This is a genomic window from Rubidibacter lacunae KORDI 51-2 (assembly GCF_000473895.1).
Lineage (GTDB): Bacteria > Cyanobacteriota > Cyanobacteriia > Cyanobacteriales > Rubidibacteraceae > Rubidibacter > Rubidibacter lacunae.
Genome location: NZ_ASSJ01000062.1, coordinates 1 through 9,384 on the forward strand (window position 1 = coordinate 1; position 9,384 = coordinate 9,384).

Here is a 9,384-nt window from a genome sequence, read left to right on the forward strand (position 1 = left end):
TCCAGGCTAGGCTCTGGCAGCAGATGTTCGGCGCAGGAGACTTCCTTGGGCAGCAGTGGTGCAGAAGCAATACTGGTACGTGCGTTCCAGGGCCTGCAGTTTTGCGCTCTCTTCGCGAGCAAATCTGTTAGGCGCCCGGCATCGAGCCACTCGCCCGCAGCTCCCATCCCTCCCTGCCCAAAACTGCTAGGGGCGATCGCAGCTTTCCGATAAAACATTTCAGACAGTGGCGATCAGAAACAATCTCGGATATGATTCTGTTTCAGAGGCTGTTTGAAAAGCGTTCTACCGGGTATTAAATTGACCAGAGCAACACGCTGGCAAGCTGAGATCAGCATTTTTATCTGGAGGTATGAGTTCGCTTTAATGCGACCCGTGTTTCAAACAGACTCTCAATGAGTAGTTCACCTGTTCGGCTGCAAGCACACTGACTTTTTTCTATCATGAATGCACTTTGGGATTTTTCGTTTAAGAATTTCTTCGCTCCGAAATTCATCGGTCTTCTCTACGCAATCGGATTGGGTCTAATAGGTTTGTTTAGTCTTTTGTTTCTTGGCTTGGGTTTCAGATCGGGGATTCTTGCAGGACTTCTTTCCTTAATTTTAACGCCCGTTTTTGCACTTTTGGAAATCATTTTTTTGAGAATTTTTCTGGAAAGTATGATTGCTGTAATCCGTGTTGCTGAGGAATCTATCAAGATTGCAGCAAGTGTCAAGGAAACTGCCGAAAATACGAAGACCGTTACACAGGGAAATGAAGGATTTTAGATGCGGAAGCCCTTAGAGAGTGTTGTGATTTAATCCTGTCTGCCAGCAGCGGTCGCTTTCCTGTCTCCATCGTTTTCAAGTTGAGATTCCCCGTGGTCACGCTCGATCTCAAGGCTGACTTTCAGCGCAGGGCAACCATCGTCCCACACGCCACTCGCGATGCCAGATCCTCCAGAATACTGTCCGAGCCAGATTGCAGCGATTCTCTCAGCATTCTCATCTGAAGATTCACCAACGGCAAGTAATCAAGGGGACCTGATATCAAAGTCAAAAGAATATCAACATCGTGGTGACTCCCACCCGCAAGCAATTGTTGAGAGAGATCGCGTTTGGTGCCGGCAACAGCAACGCGCTGTTCGAACACAACGATCGCGGCGCGGGCAGCCGCCAATTCAGCGGCCGCTAACCCAGAGCGGGCAGCATAGGCTGTCGTTTGAGGGAGTCCCCCTGGGTGGCTATGTTCGGGCCATCGCAGAATTAATCCTGCGGGACTTCGAGGCTGGCGAGTTCTTGTTAAATTAATAAACCCCGCATAACGCGTACTAGGAGCGTCCCAGCAAAGCGACTGCCTTCGGTAACTTAGGCTGCCCGCAAGGTGCCCCAGTCGCTTGCTGTGGCGGATTCTAACGCGCGGACTACGTAATCTTTATGGATGCGCATGGGAACGAGTTGCGGCTCCAAAAAAGTGGATATTCGTTCCTACTTGGCGGAACGAAGATCCAAGCGCGGCGAGGATAATGGGTAGGAGCTTGCCATGGTAAGCCTAGAAGTTTCTCGGGGTTGACCGCAATCCCGGCTGGATCGTTCTCGCTCCTTAAGGTTGCTTTGAGGTTTTGGGCTTTTACCAGCTATCCGGTCAAAGGGGTAGAAAAAAGAGAGAAGCAATTGGGTAGAAACTAGGTAAATTGAACTGCGCGAAATCTTCCCATCAGTCGATCTCGCAGCAGCAGTGGCACCTGCAGATCGTCCAATCTCCACGCCACTTCGGGTTCGACTCTAATCCGACGCGGCACGATCTTTTGCGCTGCAGCGCTGGCGGCGCACCTCAAAGAGCAGCAGGGCGGCCGCAGTTGCTGCGTTCAACGACTCAACTCCCGGCGCGATCGGAATGCACGCCTGCACGTCCGCTAGTTCGGAAAGCTCCGCAGACAATCCTGCCCCCTCGTTCCCGAGCAGGATCAGCGTCGGACCTCTTAGATCGACATCCCAGTAAGTCCGCTTTGCCCGAGGCAGCGTCGCGATCGCCTGACCGCCCTGCTGCTGGAATGCCCGTACAACCGCTCCCACATCTGCTGCAACGGCAATGGGCAGCGTCAGCCAAGCGCCGGCCGAGGCTCGCAACACCTTTGGACTATCTGGATCCACGCTGTCGGCACTCAGCCACAATCCCCCGACTTCTGCAGCTACAGCCGTGCGAATCGTCGTGCCCAAATTGCCCGGATCCTGCAGGCGCTCAGCCGCGATGCCCAAATCGATCGCCGGTGATGGAACACGGTGCAATTGCGACCGTCGAGCCGTTGCAACGACCCCGTCGGGATTGACCGTCGTTGCTAACTTTACCAACACCTCCGGCGCGACCGACTCCGCCCGTTGCGCCCGCGCGCTTGCCCGCAACCAAAGGTGCGGGTAGCGCTCCTGCCACTCCGGCGTCGCACACACCTCCACTAGCGATCGCTCGAGTTCGCAAGCCGTCGCCACTAGGTGCGTACCCTCGAGCAACAGCAAATCCAGATTGCGCCGTTCCTTTGCGCGGTGCAGCTTGCGAATCTGCTTGACGAGCGGGTTCTGAAGGCTGGTCAGCACGGAAAGTTAGCGCTTACTCATCATTGTCTTCGTCCTCTCGGCCGTTGTCGAGAGCTTGGAGACGCTCCTCGGCGCGGGTAGCGCCCTCGCCGTCACCCTGACTGGTGTAGAGGTCGCGAGCGGTGCCGAAAGCCCGACGGGCTTCGCCCAAGCGATCGCGTCCCTGAAGTGCCAGCCCCAAATTGAAGTAGACCCCGGGGTTTTGCGGGGCAAGCTCCGTCAAGCGGCGATAGGTCACGATCGCCAGCAGGTAATCTTCACGAACCAGAAGCACTTCTCCGATCGCGGCTTGAACCTCGATCGACTGCGGCGCGATCGAGGCGGCCTGCTTATATGCACTCAGTGCCTCGTCCCACCGGTCTTCTGCTTGAAGAAGCTGCCCGGTTTGATAATGCAGGCCAGCATCGCGCGGATTGAGGCGCTCGGCCGTCTGGAGCGCGCTCGCCGCCTCCGTCACATGACCGCTCTCAAAATAGACCCGGGCGAGTTTAAGTTGTAGTTGCGCATCGGTGGGATCGAGCGCGATCGCCTGCTCGAAGGCTTGTATTGCACCGTCCGGGGACCCTTGCTGCACCTGAAGCGCCCCGATTGCTCTGTAAATCTGCGGGTCGCTTGCGTTGATTGCTAGAGCTCGTTCGTAAACGCTCAGCGCTCCAACGTAGTCGTTCTGCCGCGATAACACGACGCCCAACCCGAGGTAGTGCTCGACCGCTTCGGGAGCAAGTTGGAGTGCCTGCTCGTAAGCCTGCCGCGCTGCCACATTGTTGCCGGCTTGAGCGAGGCTGTGCCCGAGTGCGTGATGATAGTCGGGGTTTTGCGGTTCGAGCGTCACGGCAAGCTGATAGGCTTCTGCCGCCGCACCAAAATTTTCTTGCTGTATTTGCAAATACCCGATACCGGAGTAGATGCGGGCATTGCGCGCGTCGAGAGTTGCAGCTTGCTCGTACAAACGAGTGGCTTCAGCATAGTCACCAGCATCTGCAAGATCGCGCCCGCGTTGGAGTAAGTCCGCCAAGCGAGCGGAGTTGGCCGGCACCTGAGCGTGCCCGGCTGCAAGAGGGCGCGCGACGATCGCTGGCACCGTAAGGAGTGTACCGGCTAGTGCCAAGCCGAGTAGCGGTTTAGAAAAAACAAATCGCACGAGTTGAGCGTCCCATCCCGGACGCGCTTGTGATGCCTGTTCTTATATAACAATTTCACCTGCAGGACCGCCCTCGAGCGCATCCTACTCGGATATAACCAGTTGCAAGTTGCACGCAGAAATCTACCATGCGATTTAACCCCCAAAACTCATCTTCACCCATTGCCGGCAAGCCAACATGCGCGACATGACCGCCATTGGCGGTTAGCAACAAACGTCCGAGGGGATTAGCCGCCACGCGCGCGGCAAGCTCCGGCACGAGCGTCGGGTCAAACATGGGATCGTCAGCTGCATAAATGACTAGATAAGGTAAAGCCAACTTGTCTAACAAATATAGTCCGCTCGTGCGGCGGTAATAGTCCTCGACGCTCGCAAAGCCGTAGTAGTCCACGACGAGCTCGCGATCGAAAGCTCGGATCGAGTCGATGCGGGCCACTGACTCCGGCGCGATCGCGTCTGGGAAGTCGCGCTGGCGATCGCGAGCGGCTCTCTGCAGCTCCCGCGTCAGATTAGAGGCAATCGCCCGTCCTGCCCGCGTCGATTCCAAATGGGTTAGCGATCTATCCGACTCAAGGTTTGGGCTGAGGACTACTGCTCCGCGGATCGACGTGCTGCCCTCGGCTGCCGCGGCTTTTAATCCCCACAATGCGAGCTGACCGCCCAACGAAAACCCGACCAGTATCACCGCCGACGGACACCCGAGGGCGACCAACTGCGATGCCAGTTGGACCTGATCGCTCCCTTCGCGCCACCCATCCGATGAAGGAACGGGCGAAAGACTTGCCGTCCGACCGTGACTGCGCCAGTCGTACAGCAACACCGCAAACCCCCGTGCGTGCACCTTACGCGCCAGTGCGTGTGCGTACCAAGCCGTCTGCGTGGTGCCGGCAATGCCGTAATTCAGGATTAGCGTCCCGATTGCTTGCGGCGGGCAACTCCAAATCCCCCATAGCGGTACGTCTTCGGCACCGCGAAAGACTTTTTCCTGCCAGGGGACGTGCGGCAAGGATCTCATCCAGGACACGCGATCGCCCCACCAACACCAGCTTCGACCGTACCAGAGACTCACGGCCAGAGTTTGCACCAAACCGTCACGTAAGTAGCGCGGCGGCCGATAAGGCAGCACCCCGCTTGCTGGACTCAATTTCGGACTCGGCAGGCGATCGCTCAGTGGAAACACGGGGCAGAGTTGGAGAAATGTAATGACTAGGGTTATGACATAGGTAGCAATAGGGGGGTCTCGCAGAGCATTCAGGCTGCTTGCAAACAGCCTGCATATACGTCACGTTCGCGACAAACGTGACATGAACGAGATAAAGCTTATAATCAGGACAGGTTTCTTAAGTATCCCCTAACAGATCTTAATCGAAAGCTACGGCCCCTTATATCGCCTGCCTTTAAAACGATGCCGCGAATCCTGGTCATTGACGACGACCCCGCAATTTCCGAGTTAGTCGCCATCAACCTCGAGATGGCAGGCTACGACGTGAGCTCGGCAGCTGACGGAGTCAAGGGTCAAGCCCTCGCGATTCAAGTGCAGCCCGATTTAATCATGCTCGACCTAATGCTGCCTCGCGTGGACGGATTTACCGTTTGCCAACGCCTGCGGCGCGACGATCGAACTGCAGACATCCCGATTTTGATGCTGACAGCACTCGGCCAAACACAAGACAAAGTCGAAGGGTTTAATGCCGGCGCTGACGACTATCTCACCAAACCGTTCGAGGTCGAAGAAATGTTGGCGAGGGTGCGAGCACTACTGCGACGGACCGATCGCATCCCTCAAGCCGCCAAGCATTCGGAAATTCTCAACTACGGTCCCCTGACGCTTGTCCCCGAGCGTTTTGAGGCCATTTGGTTTACCAAGACCGTCAAGCTGACTCATCTCGAGTTCGAACTCCTGCATTGCCTGCTGCAGCGTCACGGTCAAACCGTGCCTCCTAGCGAAATCCTCAAGGAAGTCTGGGGCTACGATCCGGATGACGACATCGAAACGATTCGCGTTCATATCCGCCATCTCCGTACGAAGCTAGAGCCGGAGCCACGCCACCCCATCTTCATTAAGACCGTTTACGGTGCTGGTTACTGCCTAGAACTCCCGGTCGAAGAAAACCCGAGCTCCAGTCAAACAAGCTCGGCCGCTGTCTGATAGCCAATAGATCGCAGAACTCGATCCCAAGCGACCTGGACGCTAATGCTTCAGCGCGCTTAAGTTCTCATAGTGACGTTTGGATAGCAGTTAGAGGGCGTTTTCGAGGACTATCGTCGTGCAGATCGAGCGCTTGCCCGTCCGAACTGATAATTACATCTTCGTGCTATGCGACGCGGCAAGCGGTAGCGCTGCTGTCGTGGATCCGGCTGAGGCACAATCGGTCTTACGGTGCTTGCAAGCGCGCGAACTAAAACTCGTTGCCATTTTTATTACCCATCACCATCACGACCACATTGGCGGCAACCTCGAATTATTGGCATCCTTCCCACACGCAACGGTTTATGCCGGAGCCGAGGATCGCGATCGCGTGCCAGGACAGTCGGTCTTTTTGCACGGAGGCGATCGCGTAGAGTTTGCTGGACGGGCTGGCGAGGTGCTTTTCGTTCCAGGTCACACCCGCGCTCACATTGCCTACTACTTTCCGCCGTCCACCCCGTCTGAGCCGGGCGAACTATTTGTCGGTGATACAATTTTTGCCGGTGGGTGCGGTCGCTTGTCCGAGGGCACACCCGCCCAGATGCTGGCATCCCTGCAGCAGTTGCGATCGCTGCCGGATGCTACGCGCGTGTGGTGCGCTCACGAGTACACGCTCAAGAACCTTTGCTTCGCGCTAACCGTCGATGGCGAGAACCCAATCTTGCAGCAGCGGTTTGCCGACGTGCAGCGAGCGCGAACTCGAGGTGAAGCAACCGTGCCTTCGGTACTAGGCATCGAGCGGCGTACAAATCCATTTCTGCGTTGGGACGAGCCGGCCTTGCAAGCAGCAATGCAAACCAAGGACCCCATTCGTGTTTTCGCTCGCCTGCGCGGTCGCCGCGATCTTTTTTAGACATCCGGGCGCTTGAGCTTTACCTGAGAACGTCGCGCCTATCGCAACATTCCGCAGTCGGACTCAAGTATTTCCTGCAATTACTGAAGTACTACCTTTAACTGAAGTACTACCTTTATTATTTGCGCCGGCTAAGCGAGGAAAGCGAAGTTGTCAACCCTGAAGGGGGTAAGGCTTGAATCGCTACTTGGGGTTTGCTGAAAAAATCCACAAATCAAATTTAGGGGGTAGAGAGCTTATGGAATCAGCTTTTTACCAACTAGCTCCAGCTTTTTTCCTCGGATTCTGAGCCTAACTGTAAGGGTTTTGATGCTCTGGTGCCTATAACCGTGCACTTTTCTGGCATAGAAAACACTTAGAGCCTTTCATTGTCATAATCCAGCCTTTTTCAGCAAACCCTACTTGACTGTCCAGGTTATCCAAGCGAGCAAGAACGATCGATGTTGCATCGGCATCACTGAGTTCCCCGAAGTGCGACAAGCGGTTGACTTTCAGACCGCAGTTGAAGTACTTGAAGACAACTGCACCCGCTTCGTTAATAGCACAGGAAATCAAGTCCGTAGCAGAGCGGGCAGTAAGATTCGTGGACGCATCGCCATCGGCGTCGTTGTCTTGCAATACGAACTCGATGCTCCCTTTGTCGTGGATCGCATTGCCAGGGCATTGACAAAGCGATAATGGCCCGTAATGACAATGTTGGCAGCGCGCCAACCAAGGCGGTCTTTAGCGATCGTAAAGTCCTGAATGGAGTTACGACTGTCGTTAATGATCTACAACTAGAAGGAGTTGCCCCCCAGTCTGCCAACGTGAATGTCGCAGTCATGGCCCTGAAGCGCGCGCGATCGACATTATCGCCACAAATCAGAACTTACCAGGTTGTTGCCCCCTAAACCGTTTAGGACGCTACACAAAACTTCTGCGAAGAGTGAATCGCCCGCAATTTTGCTGCTATGTACATACTAGATTTTGACAAGGTCTTGGTAGCGCGGGTAAGTCCGCCGTTCCCACTTCAAGGCCAGCAGCTAACAATGCCATCGGGCATTCCCATAAAGCATTCCCTCCCAAAAGCTGCCCAAGCCATTGCCTCTCATTACTTAGGTAAGCTATTCGACCTTCTCTGCCCGCCCTAATTCAAACTCACATATTTTAAATCGATTGCGCCGAGAGCAATTCCGAGCTGCTTTCATATACCATTCGCCACGTCATTTCATGACCTGCCCACAAGGGCACGAGCCCAAATTCAGTAAATGGTAATTCATCGGGTACACGCCAGGTTGACTTGGTCATAGTTATCCTTTCGGTATTGCGCGGCAGCCGATAAAAATCCGGACCATGGAAACTGGCGAAGGCTTCAAGTTTATCAAGTGCATCGGTGCTTTCAAAAGCTTCTGCATACAACTCCATAGCATGCAGAGCTGAATAGCAACCTGCACAACCGCAGGAACTTTCTTTGCTGTCACGGGCATGTGGAGCACTATCGGTACCAAGGAAAAACTTAGGGTCGCCAGATGTTGCTGCCTGCAAAATTGCTTGACGATGACGCTCGCGTTTCAAAACTGGCAGGCAGTAATAGTGAGGGCACATGCCATTCATGAATAGCATGTTGCGATTGAACAAAAGATGTTGTGGGGTAATAGTAGCGGCAATATTGTTAGCAGACAGGATAAACTCCACAGCATCGGCAGTAGTAATGTGTTCGAGCACCACGCGAAGCTTAGGAAAGCGTAGCTTGAGAGGGATCAAATATTTCTCGATAAATACTTTCTCGCGATCGAACACATCTACATCTCTATCAGTCACTTCCCCATGTAGCAACAAGGGCATATCTACCTGCTGCATCACCTCAAAGACGCGATCGCACTTACGAATATCCGTCACGCCGAATTCTGAATTCGTCGTTGCCCCGGCTGGGTAGTACTTTACTGCTTTGATAAACTGAGACGCTTTAGCAGCAACAATATCTTCAGGGCTGGTATTATCGGTTAGATAAAGTGTCATCAGTGGCTCGAATTGTTTGCCCGCCGGAATTGCTGCAATGATGCGATTTCGATAAGCTGAAGCATCAGCTAACGAGCGGACCGGAGGCTTTAAATTGGGCATAATGATGGCACGGGAAAACTGGCGTACCGTATGAGGCAGAACCGCTTTCAAAGCTGCACCATCCCTCAGATGCAGATGCCAGTCATCGGGGCGAGTCATGGTAATATTTTGCATCGTCCAATTTTATAACAGGGTTGAACTGCAGCCAACGTGAAAAAGTTCTAGGGAAGTCGAAACGGAAGACATTTTTGTCAACTAGCTTGATTCATGACTAGGCACTTAGTCTATCATAATGCAAAAGTCCATACTAGTAGTAACTAGACCTCTTGCATAATCAATTTCGGGAAGGGATTAGAAGTCATTGAAGTCTTCATTGAAAGGATATTTTGTTTTTTGTATGACATGCCAAACGAGATTTTTTAGTATCTTTTCAAAAGTTCTAATAGGAATCTTTGCCTCGAGAAAATCGCCAGTTCAACAAACAAAATGCAGGTGAACAACATAGTTGGCTTCCAAGATAAAGCAAAAAAATGTAAGGATGTTCGGCGGTGGTCTATGAAATTACATAGCAAGCGATTTTGATGGCATTGCC

At 53.7% G+C, this 9,384-nt stretch carries 8 protein-coding genes; 3 read left to right on the plus strand and 5 right to left on the minus strand.

Features of this window, described 5'->3' with window-relative positions; translation table 11 throughout:
- Positions 1–443 precede the first annotated feature (443 nt).
- A complete protein-coding gene (locus tag KR51_RS11215; protein WP_022607797.1) occupies positions 444–767 on the plus strand; it encodes a DUF4282 domain-containing protein in 324 nt (107 codons plus the stop codon).
- Between the two features lie 996 nt (positions 768–1,763).
- Here KR51_RS11215 and KR51_RS11225 read toward each other — a convergent pair.
- The 3 genes from KR51_RS11225 to KR51_RS11235 are packed head-to-tail and all read right to left on the minus strand — an operon-like array spanning position 1,764 to position 4,891.
- Entirely contained in the window at positions 1,764–2,570 is an 807-nt protein-coding gene (locus KR51_RS11225; protein ID WP_022607799.1) for a TrmH family RNA methyltransferase, read from the minus strand.
- 13 nt (positions 2,571–2,583) lie between these two features.
- The gene (locus KR51_RS11230) at positions 2,584–3,711 is read right to left on the minus strand and encodes a tetratricopeptide repeat protein (protein ID WP_022607801.1); all 1,128 of its coding nucleotides are present in this window, start codon (positions 3,709–3,711) and stop codon (positions 2,584–2,586) included.
- 55 nt (positions 3,712–3,766) lie between these two features.
- A complete protein-coding gene (locus KR51_RS11235; RefSeq protein ID WP_022607803.1) occupies positions 3,767–4,891 on the minus strand; it encodes a YheT family hydrolase in 1,125 nt (374 codons plus the stop codon).
- A 225-nt stretch (positions 4,892–5,116) separates the two neighbouring features.
- Here KR51_RS11235 and KR51_RS11240 point away from each other — a divergent pair, with 225 nt between their 5' ends.
- The gene (locus KR51_RS11240) at positions 5,117–5,860 is read left to right on the plus strand and encodes a response regulator transcription factor (protein ID WP_022607805.1); all 744 of its coding nucleotides are present in this window, start codon (positions 5,117–5,119) and stop codon (positions 5,858–5,860) included.
- 118 nt (positions 5,861–5,978) lie between these two features.
- Positions 5,979–6,752, plus strand: a complete 774-nt coding sequence (gene gloB, locus KR51_RS11245; RefSeq protein WP_022607807.1) for a hydroxyacylglutathione hydrolase — start codon at positions 5,979–5,981, stop codon at positions 6,750–6,752.
- A gap of 321 nt (positions 6,753–7,073) precedes the next feature.
- Here the strand turns inward: gloB and KR51_RS11250 are convergent, their stop codons facing one another.
- Positions 7,074–7,370 carry a hypothetical protein gene (locus tag KR51_RS11250; RefSeq protein WP_040656015.1) on the minus strand — a complete coding sequence of 99 codons (297 nt, stop codon included), beginning with the start codon at positions 7,368–7,370 and terminating at the stop codon, positions 7,074–7,076.
- A gap of 528 nt (positions 7,371–7,898) precedes the next feature.
- Positions 7,899–8,966, minus strand: a complete 1,068-nt coding sequence (gene pyrC, locus KR51_RS11260; RefSeq protein ID WP_022607809.1) for a dihydroorotase — start codon at positions 8,964–8,966, stop codon at positions 7,899–7,901.
- Positions 8,967–9,384: the final 418 nt, after the last annotated feature.